Below are 15,577 nucleotides of genomic sequence, written 5' to 3'. Positions count from 1 at the left end.
GTTCGCTGAGGTCAGCGGGGTTCGTCGATCGAGCCGATGATCAGGGCGTCGACCGGTGGTGACTTCGGCGCGGGGAACCAGGAGGCGGCGACGGAGCCCTGCACGACCAGGACGCGTTCGCCGATGCCGCTGCTGAGCACGTCGAAGGCGATGAGGCGGCTGCCGCCGTCCAGTTCGACCTCCAGGAACGCGCCGGCCGGGATCCCGTCGATCCGCTTGGTGGCCCAGACGCTGGCCGTGACGGTCGCGCGCAGCATCAGCTCTCCCTTTCCACGACGAGCCCGCAGTTGCGGGCCTTCTCCCGGGCCAGCGGCGTGAGCACCGCCCCGCGTCCGAGGACCAGCCGCGCGCCCGCCGCGGCCGCCGCCGCCACGTGCCGCTCGGTCACGGCCCCCTTCTCGTGCCGGTGCACGAGCCCGTCCGCCCGCCCGGGCTCCGGTACGGCAGGCGCGGCGGCGTCGAGGCGGAACCGCAGCCGTCCCGCCCGCAGGTCGGCCGCCCGCCCGGGGTCGGCCGCCAGGTCCAGGACGCGCAGGGCGAACGCGTTCAGGTCGCCGTCGTCCCTGATCGTGACCGGCTCGGCCGCCGGGAGCGCGTCCACGGCCCGGCCGTCCACGACCTCGCGCAGGACCTCGCGGATCAGCAGGCGCAGTTCCTCGGAGTTCACCGGCGGCCTCCCCCGGTCACGGCGGGCTCGCCCAGGGCCCGGCGGGCGGCGTCGGCGGCCTGCCGTACGTCGGACTCGCGGCCGGTCAGGTAGACCCGGCCGGTGGCGCCCATCATCCGGTAGTCCACCACCTTGATCTCGGCGGCCTTCTCCGCCTCGTTCACGGCGAGGACGGCGTAGGAGGCGGGCTGGCACTCCAGGACGAACAGCGACTCGCCCGGCAGGGCCAGGGAGCCGGCGCGGTTGCGGTTGATGAGGAAGGCGTGCCGGTCGTCCAGGCTGGAGACGATCTCCGCGGCGAGGATGCGCGGGGCCACGGCGTCGGCGGCGCTCGCGCCGAGCGCGTCGAGCACCGCGTCCGCGGCGGCGCGCACCTCGCCGACCGGGCCGTGGAACTCCAGGTAGCCGAACTGCCGCTCCACCACCAGCACCCCGGCCCTGACCTCGGCGTGCTTGAGCGCCACGTCGGTCAGCGGCTCGATGTCCAGCCCGGGGGCGATCTCGACGATCTGGGCCGCCTGGTTGAGCCGGGGCAGCGCGCCGCGGATCCAGGTGCCCAGGTAGCACATGGTCTGCGGCTGCAACTGGTCGATGAAGATGAAGGAACGCAACTCCGCCATGTCAGCGCCTCGCCATCGACGCGAGCTCTTCCAGGATGAGCCGTCTGATCTCGGCGCGCAGCGCGTCCGGCCCGGCCGCCGCGGGGGTGGCGGGCGCGGTGGCCGCGGGGACGGCGCGGGCGTTGGACGGCTCCGGGTAGCGCGGCACCGGCCCCTCCGGCGAGGACCACGGGTCGAGCCCGGTGAAGTCGCCGAACGGCGCGTCCACGTGGTAGGCCAGCCGGGTCCAGTTGATCAGGTCGCCCGGCTGGAGGTTGGCCCCCGCCGAGGAGCCGCCGGCGTACCCGGTGCCGATGGTCATGGAGATCGGCAGGTTGGTGTGCACGCCGGAGCCGCCCAGGCTGTTGCCCGCGTTCACCGAGACCCGCAGCACCGGTACGGCGGCGCCGAACTCCATGATCGTGCGCGGGTCGGTGCTGTGGATCGCGGCGGAGTGACCCGCCCCGGCGATGCGCAGGACGGCCCGCGCGGCGTCGATCCCGCGTTCCGCCGACGGCACCCGCAGCACGCCGAGCACCGGGCACAGCTTCTCGTGCGCCAGCGGCTCCTCAGGCACGGCCAGGTCGAACGGCGCGAGCAGCACCCTGGTTCCGGCCGGCACCCGGATCCCGGCCTGCCCGGCGATCCAGCCGGCGTCCTTGCCGACGAAGCGGGGGTCGAAGACGCCGCCGGGGAAGAGCGTCTCGCGGAGGCGGCCGGTCTCCCCGGCGGACAGCGGGTGCGCGCCGCGCATGAGCGACACGAGCCGGTCGGCGACGGCGTCCTCCACGATGAGGACCGACTCGTTGGTGCACAGGATCGAGTTGTCGAAGCTCTTGCTGTCCACGATCAGCCGGGCCGCCCGTTCCAGGTCCGCGGTGCGGTCCACCAGTACGGGGACGTTGCCCGGCCCCACGCCGAGCGCCGGGTTGCCGGAGCGGTGGGCGGCCCGTACGACCGGGGTGCCGCCGGTCGCGACGATCACGCTCACCAGCGGGTCGGCCATCAACTCCTCGATGAGCGGCAGCCGCGGGTCCTCGACCACCTGGATCACGCCGTCCGGCGCGCCGGCGGCGACCGCGGCCTCGGCCAGCGTGCGGGCGGCGTCGGAGCAGCACTCCTTCGCCATCGGGTGCGGGCTGACCACGATCGCGTTCCTGGTCATCAGGGCCAGCAGGATCTTGAAGTAGACCGTGGCGACCGGGTTCGTCGAGGGCGTCAGCGCGAGCACCACCCCGGCGGGCCGCGGCACCGACACGGTCTTCGTGGCGGCGTCGGCGCGCGGGGAGACGTAGTCGTGCCCCGCGTACTCCGCCAGCAGGCCGGTCGAGCAGGCGACGTTCTTCAGCGTCTTGTGCTCGGCCACGCCGAAGCCGGTCTCGCGTACCGCCCACTCGGCGTAGCGGGCGGCGTTCCGCGCGGCCACCTCGCCCGCGGCGGCGACGATCCGGTCCACGGCCGCCCGGTCGTAGCCGGCGAAGGCCCGCGCGGCCCACTGCGCCCGCCGGAGCATGCCGTTACTCATGATCGGGCCTCCTCGGCCGCCCGCCCGATGGCGAGGGCCGTACGGTCGAGCAGTTCCTCGGCCAGGGACGGGTCGAGCAGGATGCCTGGTTTGTACTGGAGCACCCGGGGGTCGAGGGTGGAGAAGATCGCCCAGACGCCGTTGGCGTACAACTGCCGCATGACGTGCTTGGCGCCTTCGGGGTGGTCGAACTCCAGGCCGATGACCAGGCCGTTCTGCCGGATGCCGGTGAACCAGCCGGGGTTGTCGCGCTGGATGCGCTCAAGGCCGCGGCCGATCAGGTCGCTCGCGTGGTGCACGATCGAGCGGGTCTCCGGGCGGTTGCAGATCTCCAGCGTCTTCAGGGCGACGACGCAGCCCAGCTCGGCCCCGCCGAACGTCGCCATGTGCGCGAAGCCGTCCTCGGTCAGCCAGCCGGCGCAGCGCTCGCTCACCAGCACGGCCGCGATCGGGTAGACGCCGCCGGAGATGCCCTTGCCGGTGACCAGGATGTCCGGCTGGATCCCGTGTTTGGTGATCGCCCACAGCTCCCCGGTGCGCATCAGCCCGGTCTGCACCTCGTCGGCGATGTAGAGCGCGTCGTAGGTCTCGCAGAGCCCTTTGACGCCCTCCAGGTAGCCCGGCTCGGGCAGCGGGAAGCCGTACGTCGCCGGGATCGTCTCCATGATCACGGCGGCCACGTCCCTGCCGCGCAGGGCCGCCTCCATGGCGGCGAGGTCGTTGAACGGCACGTGCGCGAACTCCTCGGGCCGGTCGGCCAGGAAGAGCTTGGAGAACCGGTCGTCCCCGGTGCCCACGGCGAGCCCGGTGTGGCCGTGGTACGCCTTGACGATCGACACGATCTTGCGCTTGCCGGTCGTGTGCCTGGCCGTCTTGAGGGCGATGTCGATGGCCTCCCCGCCGCCGCTGCCGTAGATCACCTTGCTCATGCCCTCCGGGCCGGTGGTGATCAGCGCCTCGGCCAGGGCCGTGCGGGCGAGCGAGGGGAAGTGGTGGTTGCCGATGTCGAAGTGGTCCGCCGCCTGCTTGAGGGCGGCCACCACCTCGGGGTTGCGGTGACCCAGGTTGTAGGTCCCGCCGTTGAGGTGCACGTCGATCAGGCGCCTGCCGGAGACGTCGTAGAGGAAGTAGCCCTCCCGGCGGTCGATCACCAGGGGGACGCCGGAGTCGATCCAGAACTGCGTCTTCCCCGGATTCCAGTACGCCGAGGACTTCTCCAGCACCTCGTCCTTCGACGCGTAGGCGAACAGTCCGTAGTCCAGCATCCCGGTCCCATCGGTATGCGAATCGGTTGGACCAAATACTGCGCTTGGTAGACCTGAAACGTCAATGGTTATCGTGGTGAGGATTATGAAACACCAAAGGTCTTGCCTGGGCAGGGTGCCAAGTGTCACTATTTCCGCACCTCGGTGCCTTAGGGCATGCCCCCTAACCCCCCTTACGGTCTCTCCGGAAGGCACGGCTGTGAGCCCCATCGAACAACAGGCTGTGACCCCTACCGAGTCGCAGAATGTCCACCGCCTCCGCAAGAACGCCGTCGGACTGATGGGCGTGATCTTCATGGCGGTGGCGACCGCCGCCCCCATCACCGCGATGACCGGCAACGTGCCCATCGCGGTCGGCTTCGGCAACGGACTCGGGGCCCCGGCGGGGTACCTGTTCGCGACGATCGTGCTGACCGTCTTCTCGGTGGGCTACGTGTCGATGGCCAGGCACATCACCTCGGCCGGCGCCTTCTACGGCTACATCTCGCACGGCCTCGGCCAGGTGGCCGGCATGGTGGCCGGCATGCTCGCGACCATGGCGTACGTGGTGTTCGAGGCGTCGATCATCGGCTTCTTCGCCTACCAGGCCAACGACACCTTCAAGACGCTGGCCGGGGTGGACATCCACTGGCTGTGGTTCGCCTTCGTGGCCCTCGCGCTCAACGCCGTCCTGACCTACTTCGACATCAACCTCACCGCCAAGGTGCTCGGCGTCTTCCTGATCACCGAGATCTTCATGCTCGGCCTCACCGCCGTCGTGACGCTCTTCCACGGCGGCGGCCCGGACGGGCTGATGGCGTCGTCGGTCAACCCGGTGAACGCCTTCGGCACCCCCGGCCTGGCGGCCGGCGCGGTCGGCCTCGGGCTGTTCATGTGTTTCTGGTCCTGGGTGGGCTTCGAGTCCACCGCGATGTACGGCGAGGAGTCGCGCGACCCCAAGCGGATCGTGCCCAGGGCGACCCTGGTCTCGGTCGTCGGGATCGGCCTGTTCTACACGTTCGTCTCCTGGATGGTGGTCGCCGCCAACGGGCACAACGCCCCGGCCATCGCCGCCAAGGAGTACGCCGGGATCTTCTTCAACCCGACCAGGGAACTCGTCGGCGTGTGGGCCGTCGACCTGTTCAAGATCCTCATCCTGACCGGCTCGTTCGCCTGCTCGATGGCGTTCCACAACTGCGCCTCGCGGTACCTCTACGCGATCGGCCGGGAGAACCTCATCCCCGGCACCGCCAGGACCCTCGGCCGCACCCACCACTCGCACGGCTCGCCGCACATCGCCGGCTTCGTGCAGACCGCGATCTCGGTCGTGCTCATCCTCGCGTTCTTCTTCGCCGGGATGGACCCCTACCTGCACATCTACACGCTGCTCGCGGTGCTCGGGACGCTCGCCATCCTCGTCGTGCAGGCGCTCTGCTCGTTCTCGGTGATCGGCTACTTCCACGTCAGGAAGAAGCACCAGGAGACCGCGAACATCTGGCGCACCTTCCTCGCGCCGCTCACGGGCGGGCTGGCGATGCTCTTCGTGGTCCTGCTGCTCTTCCAGAATCAGGAGGCCGCCGCCGGCGAGGCGTCCAAGACGCTGCTCTTCCGGCTCATTCCGTGGATCGTGCTGGGCTTCGCCGCCATCGGAGCCGGACTCGCCCTTTATCTGAAAGTCAAGGATCCGGAAAAGTTTGGAATTATCGGGCGCATTGTCCTGGAGGACACCGTCGAGCGGGACTGAGGAGAACGGCAATATGACGGTCTCGTACGACTTCGACCCGCAGGCGGACCCCAGCGGCCTGACCTACACCTTCGGCGGCGCCGCGCCGGTGATGTCGGTGAAACCGGGCACGGCGCTGTCCACCTGGACCCGGGACTGCTTCGCCGGCCGGGTCCGTTCGATCACCGACAAGGTGTCGGAGGTCTGCGACCCGCGGTTCATCAACCCGCAGACCGGCCCCTTCTACGTGGAGGGGGCCGAGCCGGGTGACACGCTCGCCGTGCACTTCGTCAGCATCGAGCCGAGGGAGGCCCAGGGCGTCAGCACCACCGTGCCCTTCTTCGGCTCGCTGACCGGCACCGGCACCACCGCCCTGCTGCACGAGGCGCTGCCCGAGCGCACCTGGATCTACGAGATCGACCGGCGGGAGCGGCTCGTCCGCTACAACGCGCTGGAGTCCCCCTACGAGGTGGACCTGCCCCTCGACCCGATGCACGGCACGGTCGGGGTGGCCCCGGCACTCGGCGAGGTACGCAGCTCGCTCGCCCCCGGCGACTGGGGCGGCAACATGGACACCCCCGAGATGCGCGCCGGCGCGACCTGCTACCTGGGGGTGAACGTCGAAGGCGCGCTCTTCTCCTTCGGCGACGGGCACGCCAGGCAGGGCGAGGGCGAGACCTGCGGGGTGGCCGTCGAGACGGCGATGGACACGGTGGTCGTCATCGACCTGATCAAGGGCGCGCCCTGCCCCTGGCCGAGGCTGGAGACCGACGACTTCATCATCACCACCGGCTCGGCCCGGCCGCTGGAGGACGCCTTCCGCATCGCGCACGCCGAGATGATCAGATGGCTGTCGGCCGAGACCGGGCTGTCCACGCTCGACGCCTACCAGCTCGTCTCCCAGGCGGTCCTCACCCCGGTCGCCAACGTGGTGGACACCGTCTACACGATGACCGCGAAGCTGCCCAAGGCGGTGCTCAGGGGCGCCGAGCCGATGGGCGGCACGCACGCCCGGCTCCGCGCCCTCGCCGCCACCCTCTGACCCGGTCGCACCGCGACTCTCTGACCCTGGCCGCGACGGGAGCCTCTGACCTGGCCGCACCGGGAGTCTCCGGCCTGGTCGCGACGGGTGGGCGAACTCGGCGTAATCGGTGTGCAACCGGCGCGCAAGCGGGGTGGCTTTTCCTTTCGGCGTCACAGTGACTCGGACTGGTCGAAGTGGGGAAACGCCGATGGGATGGATCGGGAAGCTCGGGCTGGCGGCGGGATGCGCGGGAGCCGTCCTGATCGCGGTGGGCGTGACGGGCATGTTCATGTGGCCGTTCCCCGGCTGGGCGGTGCCGGCGTTCGTGGCGGGCATGACGGTGCTGGCCCCGGGGCTCATCGCCACCGCGTTCGCCCACCACGACGCGATGTTCAGGAAGGCGATGTCCCGGCACGGTGAGCAGACGGGCGGGCTGCTCGGCATGGTGCGGAGCCTGGCGGGCGGTGACCCCGGCCTGCTCACCGCCGGCCTGCCCGCGACGGCCCTGGTGGTGTCGATGAAGGACAGCGGCATGACGGTGAACGACATGCCGCTGGTCGGCTTCGAGCTGGAGGTGCGCCGCGAGGGCGCGGACGCCTACGCGGTCGCGCACCGGGAGACCGTGCCGCGGCTGCTCGTCGGGGCCGTGCTGCCCGGGACACTGCTCGCGGTCCGGCTCGATCCGGCCGACCAGTTGCGGCTGGCCGTGGACTGGAGCGTCCCGCCGCGGCAGGGCGAGACGCCGGTCAGGGAGCGGCTGTCCGCCGCGGAACTCCTGGCCAGGGGCCTGCCGGGGATCGCCACCGTACTCGGCACGTTCTCCCTGAACGGCATGGAGGCGGACAACGGCGACCCGATCCTCGGCCTGCAACTGGAGGTCACGCCGGAGTCCGGCCGCATGCCGTACCAGGTGCGCATCGGGCACCGCGTCCCGCTCGCCCTGGTACGCCTGACGGTACCCGGCACCCGGCTGCCCGTCCGTATCGCCGGCGAGGACCCCGAGAAGGTCGCCATCGACTGGACCGCCGCCGAGACCGCCGGCCCGCACTCCGGCCTCTGGTGAGCGCCGCGGCGGGACCGCCCGGTGGTTGCTCCCGCCGCGCCTGTTGCGGTCGCGGTGCACCATGAACCCGGCGAGGCCGGGGAGTGCGGATCAGCCGAGCGTGGCGGGCGTGCCCACCTCGACCGTGCCGGGGCGGGTGACCCGCATGATCAGGCCGAACTTGTTCTCGTGCTCGACGATGAGGTGCTTCTGCAGGGCGGGCCAGCGCTCCCCGCCCAGCGGATCCCAGCTCGGCACGACGCAGCGGATGCAGGGCCCCGCGTCGTCGCCGATGATCGCAAGGACGGCGTCGCCGATCGTGACGGTGGTGCCCGGCCCCATGGACTCCTCGGCGAAGGCCGGCGCGTCGAGGTCGAGGTGCACGTTGGGCCGGAACCGCAGCACGTCCACGTCGGCGCCCATCTCCTCGGACAGCGCCCGCCGTGACGCCTCGAAGGTCACCAGCACCGTCGGGCCGCGATCCTGCTGACCCTCGGCCGAGCGCAGCGAGAGCGGCACGCCGTAGGTGTCGCTGAGTGCGGCGGGCAGGGCCGGGTCGTCCCACGCCCACGCGGCGCCGCTCGCGTCGTAGAGGACGGGGGCGCCGGGCGGCTCTGGGGAGCCGTCGCAGGTGGCGGGGTAGGACGCCTCCCAGGACAGCATCTCCGGCCGCTGCCGCACGGTCAGCCGCGCCCTCGAACGCTCCGGCCGCTCGTCGATCAGCGCGTAGGCCCGGTCGCCCGCCAGCCCCCGCCCGTCGAGGACCGCGGCAGGCAACCGCTCACCCCGCAGCGACTTCACCGGCCAGCGATGCAGACTCCGGACCCGTCCCGCGTACATGCTCGTATCCTACGATGTCCGCACCTGGGAGACAGCGCCGTTCTCGGCCGGCGCGGCGCGCAGGGACGCGGTGGCCTCCTCCACGACGGTCCACAGGGCCGGATCCTGCCAGTAGCCGGAGTGGCCCCGGATCGCGGGCGGCGGATCGCCGTAGAGGAACAGGCTGGTGCGCGGGTCGGGCAGCTCGACATCCGCACACCCGTCGGCACGGACCGGCCCGCCGATGAAGTCGGTCAGGTAGTAGAGGTTCTTCCAGTACGGCACGCGTAACGCGGCGACCTCGCCCAGCTCCCGCGCGCCGAAGTAGGCGGGAAAGGCCCAGCCGTACAGTTTGTGCAACGGCGAGCCGAAGGTGACCAGGGCGACGGTGTCGTCGGGCGGCCGGCAGTCGCGCTGCACCAGGGCGGCGGCGGCCAGCACGGAGCCCTGGCTGTGCGCGACGAGCACCACCTTGCCGCCGTTGTCGTGCAGCCACCACATGCGCCGCTGGAGGTCGGGCACCGCCCGCTCGGCGTACGACGGAGGCGCCAGCGGGTGGTAGGAGCGCGGCCAGAAGGTGCCCACGTCCCACAGCACGGCGATGTTCCTGCGCCGGTCGAAGTCGCGCCAGCCGCTGCTCAGCAGGCCGAGCAGCAACGCGGGCAGCGCCGCGGCCGCCGTCGTGCCGGCATCCGTCAGCCACGGGGACACCGGCGCGGTCCAGGCCCGCCACACCAGCCGGCCGAGCAGGAACGCCCACAGCGTGACGGTCGTGGTGAGCAGCAGATCGAGGTCGAGGGTGGCCCGTCCCAGCCGGCGGACCGCGGCCACCCGCGCCGCCCAGCGCCGCCCGCGCCACCGCCCGCACCCCACGGGACCGTCTGGAGCGGGGTCCGTGAAGTCGCCGGGGTCGCCGGGGTCGCCGGGGATGCCGGGGTCGCCGGGGCCGCGGACGGCGGAGGCCATCCAGACGCGGGCGCGCTCCGGCGCGGGCTGCGCCGCCTCCAGCGCGAGGTATTCGCGGCGCACCTCGGCATACCCGGTCAGCCACGCCTTGCCGTACAGGACGAGCTGGCGGCACAGGCACAGCAGCAGCGCCCCGGCGGGCACGAGGATCAGGTAGGGGGCGGTCTGCTGGACGCCGGCGAAGACGGCGATGCCCGGTTGCCCGGCGACCGACTCGGCCGTGCTGTCGGCGTACTCGATGTTGCCCACGGTGTCGGCGAGGCGGATCAGCAGGCCAAGCCCGACCGTGTTGAGCAGGGCCACGCCGAGGGCGAGCACGACGAACGGCGCGGCCCAGCGGAAGCCCTCGAAGCCGCGCCGCCGCGCGGCCCGCCCGGCCAGGGCCACCCCGAGCGCCACGGCGAGGGCGGCGACCGCCCACGGATACGGATGCGACAGGGAGGTGCTGTCCAGCAGCAGGAGCAGGCCGGCGGTCGCGGCGGCGGCGCAGGCGGACCCGGCGAGCCGGAGCCGGAGACCGGCCCGGGTGGCGGTGCCGAGCAGCAGCACGAACGGGATGAGCGCGATCAGCGCGGCGATCGCGGTGTAGGCGGCGGCGACGGCCTGTCCCATGCCGGGAGGCTCGCCGGCCGCCGCCCGCGCGGCGGGCTGGGACCAGGCGAAGATGGCCGCCAGCGCCACCGCCACCGCGCCGGCGGGCGGGAGCCCGAGTTCGGGCCACTCGGTCCACCTCCGCCGGGCTCCGGGGTGCCCCGCGCGCCGCTCGTCGGCGGCGAGCAGGGCGAGCGCGGCGAGCAGCACGGCGGCGGCCAGCGCGAGGGCGGCCGGGCGCAGCGCCTCGCGCTCGACGTGGCCCGCATGCTGCGCCGACGCCTGCGCCGTGTGCGTGACCAGCGCGGCCACCAGCGCGAGCGAGCCGCCGATGTGCGCGCAGCCGAGCCGCCAGGCCGAGCGGCGGCCGTTCCAGAAGTCGCGGTGCGCCAGCCCGTCGCGCAGCGCGGCCCCGCTGCGGGACGGCCGGCGGGCGGCGCGTGTGGCGGCGGGCGGCAGAACGGTCTCGTAACGCCGCACCGAACGGTAGGTCAGATAGGCCAGCAGCGCGATGACCGCCAGCGGCACCGCCGCCCCGAGCAGCAGCCGCCTGGCGGGGAAGGCCGCGACCGCCTCGGCCCGGAACGGCTGCAACGGCCACCAGCGCCCGGCGCAGGAGGCCATGCCGCCGCACTGGTAGCCGAGGTAGTCGAGCGGGATCCAGGTGACCAGCAGGATGAGGTTGAGCGTGACGGCGAGCGCGGCCCAGCGCATGACCGCCCGGTAGATCCGGAAGCTCCTGGGCCGCTCCAGCAGCCGGGCAGGGCACATCCAGCCGGCCAGGTTGGCCAGCATGAAGGGGAGCAGCAGCAGCCAGAGCACCCGGGTCGCGCTGCGCGAGGTGAGCCCGCCCCAGGAGTATGCCTCGACGTGCCGCTTGCGCGGGTCGTCGCTGCGGTAGAAGCCGGCGATCGCGTCGCCGGCGACCTGGCGCGGGGCGGGGTCGCCGAGCAGCCGCTGCGGCCGGGTGCCGCCCACTCCGTGCACCCGTAGCTGTGTCGTCCCGGCCGGCGCGGCCGGCGGGACCGGTCCCACCTGGGAGACAGGCATGTCGATCGGCCCTCCTTCGCTCGCTCCGATCGCCCCCGTCCGACCCTGCCGCGATTGCACCACCGCCGGTGCCGCGGGCGCATGAGTAGTGGATTACTCAAGGCGTTATCCACAGGAGGAAATATCCCGAAATATCCGTTTAGGGGCGGGCTTGAGTCTCCCCTGAGGGGAGGCGGCAGAGTGTGCGCATGGACGGCGACACGCTGCTGACGATCGGGGACCTGGCCCGGCGCACCGGGCTCACGGTGAAGGCGATCAGGTTCTACTCCGACCGCGGGCTCGTGCCGCCGACCGCCCGCAGCCCCGCCGGCTACCGGCTGTACGGCGTCGAGGCGCTGGCCCGCCTGGAGTTCGTGCGCACCCTGCCCGAACTGGGCATCGACCTGCCGACCGTGCGGCGTCTCGTGGAACGCGACGTCCCGGTGGCGCAGGTCGCGCAGGAGTACGCGGAGGCACTGGACGTGCGGATCCGCATCCTGCGGCTGCGCCGCGCCGTGCTGCGCACGGTCGCCGTGCGGGGATCGACTCTGGAGGAGACGGAACTCATGCACAGGCTCGCCAAGCCCGGACGACGCCGCCCTGCGCGCCTGGATGCTCGACCGCCTGGAGGTGGCCGACGAGCCGCTCGCGGAGCGGTACATGCTGCTGCTCGCCACGATCAACGGCTGGCCGGTGCCGCCGAGTCTCGCGCCGCTGTCCGGCTGGTTCGTCCAGGCTCTGCGCGCGGGGCGGTGAGGCCGTCCTCCGCCCGCGCGGAGCCCTGACCGTCCCGTTTACTCCCCTCCCATCACGAAAGCCACCTGCTGCGGCGGGTGGCTTTCGTGTCTGCGCGTAACGGGTGGACAACGGCCGTTGATCCTGTCGAAAACCCATTGTAACGTCATCTGAAACTATCGGAGCCAAGCCGAAAGTTTCGGAAACGGAGTCCTCGCGGCAACGAGCGAGAGCCCGGTCTCGCATGCCTCGATCGTTCTCCCCGGGTCGGAAAGGGGACGACTGTGATGTCGTTGGGTCGGCGAAGTGCAGCACTTTTCGCCGTCGCCGCGCTCCTGCTGAGCGGCTGCGGCGGCGGCGGAGACGGTGGCGGAGACGGTGGCGGGAACCAGGCGGGAGGAGCGGAGACCACCACCATCGAGTGGTGGCACATCCAGAACATCGAGCCCATGCTGCCCGTCTGGGACGCGATGGCGAGGGAGTACGAGAAGGCGCATCCCAACGTCAAGATCAACATAACGCCGATCGAGAACGAGGCGTTCAAGGCCAAGCTGACCACGGTCACCCAGTCCGGCGAGGCCCCCGACCTGTTCCAGACCTGGGGCGGCGGCGTGCTCGACCAGCAGGTCCAGGCCGGCCTGGTGAAGGACCTCACCGCCGACGTGGCGGCCTGGCCGAGCCCCCTCCTCCCGCTGGCCGTCCAGCCCTACCAGATCGGCGGCAAGACGTACGGCGTGCCGTACGACATCGGCATGGTCGGGTTCTGGTACAACAAGGCGCTGTTCGCGAAGGCCGGGATCGACGAGCCGCCGGCCACCTGGGCGGAGTTCCTCGACGACGTCAAGGCGCTCAAGGACGCCGGGATCACCCCGATCGCGCTGGCCGGCAACGCGAAGTGGCCCGGCCACTACTACTGGGCCTACCTCGCCATGCGGGTCGGCGGGCTGGAGGCGCTGAAGCAGGCGGCCGAGACCAAGTCGTTCGAGAACCCCGACTTCGTGGCCGCCGGGCAGCAGCTCAAACAACTGGTGGACCTCCAGCCGTTCCAGACCGGCTTCCTGGGCGCCGCCTACGAGACCCCGGACGGGCAGGCCGCCGCGGTGGGCAACGGCAAGGCGGCCATGGAGCTCATGGGCCAGTGGGCGCCGACCGTCCAGCGTGACGCGGCCAAGGACCTCGGCGACGACCTCGGCTTCTTTCCCTTCCCCGCGGTCGAGGGCGGCAAGGGCACGGCCACCGAGGCGTTCGGCGGCGGCGGCGGGTTCGCCGTCGGCGCGGACGCCCCGCCCGCCACGGTGGACTTCCTGAAGTACATCACCAGCGTCGAGAACCAGCGCCGGTCGGTCGAGACCGGCGCGTTCCTGCCGGTCGTGCAGGGCGCCGAGGACGCGATCAAGGACGCCCGCGCCAAGGTGGTGGCGGAGAACCTCGCCGGCGCCACCGGCTTCCAGCTCTACCTCGACCAGGCGTACCCGCCCGCGGTCGGCCAGCAGGTGAACGACAGCGTGGCCGAGCTGATCGCGGGCAGCAAGACCGCCGAGCAGGTCACGGCGGACATCACCCAGACGGCGAAGTCGGAGTAGCCGCCGGGTGGACACGATGACACGACTCGACGGGGCGACCGAGCCCCGCGAGGCCGGGCGGCGGGCGGGCGACAGGCCCGCCCGCCGTTTCCGGCTTCGCGCCTGGGCGACGATCGCCGCCTTTCTGCTGCCCGCGCTCGTGCTCTTCTGCCTGCTGGTGGTGGCGCCGATCCTGCTCGCGCTGTACGCCAGCCTGTTCAAGTGGAACGGCTTCGGCGTGCTGCCGACCGACTTCATCGGGCTGGACAACTTCACCAGGCTCTTCGAGGACGAGATCTTCCTCGGCGACCTGTGGCGCGGGCTGCTGCTGATCGTCCTGTCGGTGGGGGTCCAGCTCCCGCTCGCCCTGGGCATCGCGCTGCTGCTCAACCAGCCCATGCGCGGCCGCGCGGTGTACCGGCTGCTGTTCTTCGCGCCGTACGTGGTCTCCGAGGTCATCGCGGCCGTGCTGTTCACCATGGTCTTCTCACCCGAACAGGGCCTGGCGAACCGCATCCTCACCGCGATCGGCCTGGAAGGGCTGACCTCCACCTGGCTGGCCGACCCCTCCACCGTCATGTACACGCTGTTCATCGTCATGACGTGGAAGTACTTCGGCTTCTACATGATCATCTTCCTGGCGGGGCGGCAGGCCATCCCGAGCGAGGTCACCGAGGCCGCCGCGATCGACGGCGCGAACACCTGGCAGATCTTCCGGCACGTCACCCTGCCGCTGCTCGGCCCGACGATCCGGATCGGCGTCTTCCTGTCCGTCATCGGCACCATCCAGCTCTTCGACCTGGTCTGGGTGCTCACCGGAGGCGGCCCCATCCACACCTCGGAGACGCTCGCCGTCACCATGTTCCAGTACGGCTTCGCCCGCTACCAGGTCGGCTACGCCAGTGCCATCAGCGTCGTGATGTTCATCATCAGCCTGGTCTTCGCTCTCGGCTACCAGCGTTGGGTCATGCGCCGTGACATCGAAGGAGCGATCACCGGAATGAAGGACCATCGATGAGCGCGCACGCCCGGGTGGCGCCGGCCCGCCGGCGCCCCTGGCCCAAGAGCGTCGCGATGCACCTCGTCGTCGTGGTCATCGGCACCTTCATCCTCGTGCCGATCGCCTACGGCGTCCTCAGCGGCTTCAAGACCAACAGCCAGCTCTCCACCAACCCGTTCGGGCTGCCCGCGCCGTGGGTGCCGTCGAACTACACCGACGTGCTGGCCGCCGGGGAGTTCTGGCGGCAGATCGGCAACAGCACGCTGATCGCGCTGGCCACGGCGCTGCTCGTGGTCGGCGTCTCCGCGATGGCCGCCTACGTCTTCGCCCGCTACGCCTTCCGCGGCCGGGAGGCGGTCTTCATGTTCTTCGCGACCGGGCTGATGTTCCCGTTCGCGGTGGCGATCCTCCCGCTGTTCGTGCTGCTGCGGACCCTCGGCCTGCTGGACAACCCGCTCGGGGTGATCCTGCCCCAGGCGGCCTTCGGACTGCCGCTGACGATCATCATTCTGCGGCAGTTCTTCCGGACCGTCCCCGGTGAGATCGAGGAGGCGGCGACCCTCGACGGCTGCTCCGCCTTCGGCTTCTTCTGGCGGATCCTGCTCCCGATGGCCCGGCCCGCGATCGCCACGGTCTCCGTGCTGGCGGTGGTGAACAGCTGGAACAACTTCATGCTGCCGCTGGTCGTCTTCAACGACCCGAGCTGGTGGACCCTCCCCGTCGGGGTGCAGCAGTTCAGCGGCCAGTACTCCAGCGACACCGCGCGCATCCTCGCCTACGTCGTCCTCGCGATGATCCCCGCCCTCGCCTTCTACTCCGTCGCCGAACGCCAGCTCATCGGCGGCCTGGCGGCGGGGGCCACCAAGGGCTGACCGCAAAAGGAAGCGGGGGGTACGGCCGGCCGGCCGTACCCCCCGCTTCGTCCGTCACGGGGTCAGGGTGTGGCGCAGGTGTAGGCGGCGGGGGTGGTGGTGTTGCCGTTGGGGCGGGTGGCCTGGTAGCCGAAGGCGGTGGTGGCGCCGGGGGCGATGGTGGCGTTGTAGGGGAGGCT

14 protein-coding genes are annotated in these 15,577 nt (G+C 71.5%); 7 read left to right on the top strand and 7 right to left on the bottom strand.

The genetic code is table 11. From position 1 onward, the window contains the following. Nucleotides 1-11: 11 nt before the first annotated feature. From QSK26_RS03875 to QSK26_RS03855, 5 genes are read right to left on the bottom strand one after another with little or no spacing between them, the layout of a single operon-like run. Entirely contained in the window at nt 12-257 is a 246-nt protein-coding gene (locus QSK26_RS03875; RefSeq protein WP_285773556.1) for a EutN/CcmL family microcompartment protein, read from the bottom strand. Next, nucleotides 257-667 carry a hypothetical protein gene (locus QSK26_RS03870; RefSeq protein ID WP_285773555.1) on the bottom strand — a complete coding sequence of 137 codons (411 nt, stop codon included), beginning with the start codon at nt 665-667 and terminating at the stop codon, nt 257-259. Before QSK26_RS03870 ends, QSK26_RS03875 begins: the two co-directional genes overlap by 1 nt. Next, the gene (locus QSK26_RS03865; protein WP_285773554.1) at nt 664-1,287 is read right to left on the bottom strand and encodes a BMC domain-containing protein; all 624 of its coding nucleotides are present in this window, start codon (nt 1,285-1,287) and stop codon (nt 664-666) included. The genes QSK26_RS03870 and QSK26_RS03865 overlap by 4 nt, the downstream gene beginning before the upstream one ends. Before the next feature lies 1 nt (nt 1,288). Next, nucleotides 1,289-2,791: an aldehyde dehydrogenase family protein gene (locus tag QSK26_RS03860; RefSeq protein WP_285773553.1), complete on the bottom strand. Its 1,503-nt coding sequence runs from the start codon at nt 2,789-2,791 to the stop codon at nt 1,289-1,291. Beyond that, on the bottom strand, nt 2,788-4,056 hold the full coding sequence (locus tag QSK26_RS03855; RefSeq protein ID WP_285773552.1) for a class-III pyridoxal-phosphate-dependent aminotransferase: 1,269 nt from the start codon (nt 4,054-4,056) through the stop codon (nt 2,788-2,790). Before QSK26_RS03855 ends, QSK26_RS03860 begins: the two co-directional genes overlap by 4 nt. Nucleotides 4,057-4,279: 223 nt before the next feature. Between QSK26_RS03855 and QSK26_RS03850 the strand changes: the two genes are divergently transcribed. The 3 genes from QSK26_RS03850 (at nt 4,280) to QSK26_RS03840 (ending at nt 7,845) form a co-directional block, all read left to right on the top strand. After that, on the top strand, nt 4,280-5,779 hold the full coding sequence (locus QSK26_RS03850; RefSeq protein WP_285773551.1) for an APC family permease: 1,500 nt from the start codon (nt 4,280-4,282) through the stop codon (nt 5,777-5,779). A gap of 13 nt (nt 5,780-5,792) precedes the next feature. Continuing rightward, nucleotides 5,793-6,800, top strand: a complete 1,008-nt coding sequence (locus QSK26_RS03845) for an acetamidase/formamidase family protein (protein WP_285773550.1) — start codon at nt 5,793-5,795, stop codon at nt 6,798-6,800. A 190-nt stretch (nt 6,801-6,990) separates the two neighbouring features. Then, complete coding sequence (locus QSK26_RS03840) at nt 6,991-7,845, top strand: hypothetical protein (protein ID WP_285773549.1); 855 nt, start codon at nt 6,991-6,993, stop codon at nt 7,843-7,845. A 90-nt stretch (nt 7,846-7,935) separates the two neighbouring features. Here the strand turns inward: QSK26_RS03840 and QSK26_RS03835 are convergent, their stop codons facing one another. Continuing rightward, nucleotides 7,936-8,664, bottom strand: coding sequence for an MOSC domain-containing protein (locus tag QSK26_RS03835; protein ID WP_285773548.1), 729 nt, complete (start codon nt 8,662-8,664; stop codon nt 7,936-7,938). A gap of 9 nt (nt 8,665-8,673) precedes the next feature. Continuing rightward, nucleotides 8,674-11,250 carry a hypothetical protein gene (locus tag QSK26_RS03830; protein ID WP_285773547.1) on the bottom strand — a complete coding sequence of 859 codons (2,577 nt, stop codon included), beginning with the start codon at nt 11,248-11,250 and terminating at the stop codon, nt 8,674-8,676. Between the two features lie 188 nt (nt 11,251-11,438). On the opposite strand from QSK26_RS03830, the gene QSK26_RS03825 reads away from it, so the two are divergent. The 4 genes from QSK26_RS03825 (at nt 11,439) to QSK26_RS03810 (ending at nt 15,398) form a co-directional block, all read left to right on the top strand. Then, the gene (locus tag QSK26_RS03825) at nt 11,439-12,014 is read left to right on the top strand and encodes a MerR family transcriptional regulator (RefSeq protein WP_285773546.1); all 576 of its coding nucleotides are present in this window, start codon (nt 11,439-11,441) and stop codon (nt 12,012-12,014) included. Nucleotides 12,015-12,251: 237 nt separating this feature from the next. Then, complete coding sequence (locus tag QSK26_RS03820; RefSeq protein ID WP_285774175.1) at nt 12,252-13,547, top strand: extracellular solute-binding protein; 1,296 nt, start codon at nt 12,252-12,254, stop codon at nt 13,545-13,547. 16 nt (nt 13,548-13,563) lie between these two features. Further along, on the top strand, nt 13,564-14,544 hold the full coding sequence (locus QSK26_RS03815) for a carbohydrate ABC transporter permease (RefSeq protein WP_285773545.1): 981 nt from the start codon (nt 13,564-13,566) through the stop codon (nt 14,542-14,544). Beyond that, nucleotides 14,541-15,398, top strand: coding sequence for a carbohydrate ABC transporter permease (locus tag QSK26_RS03810; protein ID WP_285773544.1), 858 nt, complete (start codon nt 14,541-14,543; stop codon nt 15,396-15,398). The genes QSK26_RS03815 and QSK26_RS03810 overlap by 4 nt, the downstream gene beginning before the upstream one ends. Nucleotides 15,399-15,577 lie beyond the last annotated feature (179 nt).

The organism is Microtetraspora sp. NBRC 13810, from assembly GCF_030268685.1.
In the GTDB taxonomy this organism is placed as follows: domain Bacteria; phylum Actinomycetota; class Actinomycetes; order Streptosporangiales; family Streptosporangiaceae; genus BSRQ01.
This window is presented reverse-complemented; position numbering and strand designations above follow the sequence as displayed.